General features: G+C 45.6%; 1 protein-coding gene. It reads left to right on the top strand.

From position 1 onward, the window contains the following. Positions 1-603: argininosuccinate synthase domain-containing protein (locus tag A3735_RS02995; protein ID WP_197485625.1), on the top strand; the 603-nt coding region annotated here is incomplete at both ends.

The following is a 603-nucleotide window of genomic DNA, read 5'->3' as shown; positions in this document are numbered from 1 at the left end:
ATTCGTTTTGAGTTAGGTGCCTATGCACTTAAGCCGGGTGTTCAGGTCATTGCACCTTGGAGAGAATGGGATCTCAACTCTCGTGAAAGCTTGTTAGCCTATTGTGATACACACGGTATCGAAGTTGAAAAGAAGAAAGGTAAGTCTCCTTATTCTATGGATGCAAACTTGCTACATATTTCTTATGAAGGCGATATGCTAGAAGATCCTTGGAATGAGCCTGAAGAAGAAATGTGGCGTTGGTCTGTTTCTCCTGAGAACGCTCCAGATACACCGACTTATATCGAACTGACATATGAGAAAGGCGATATCACCGCGATCAATGGTGAAGCGATGAGCCCGGCAACCGTGCTTGAGACCTTGAATAAGGTCGGTGGTGATAATGGTGTCGGCCGTTTGGATATCGTTGAAAACCGCTATGTAGGTATGAAGTCTCGAGGCTGCTATGAAACGCCAGGGGGCACGATTATGCTTAAGGCTCACCGTGCGATTGAATCTTTGACTCTCGATAAAGAGTCTGCGCATTTGAAAGACAGTATTATGTCTAAGTATGCGGAGTTGGTTTATAACGGTTACTGGTGGTCCCCTGAGCGTAAAGCGCTT

This window comes from Oleiphilus sp. HI0061, from assembly GCF_001635675.1.
The sequence above is the reverse complement of the archived record's forward strand: the minus strand, read 5'-3'. Positions and strand labels throughout refer to the sequence as shown.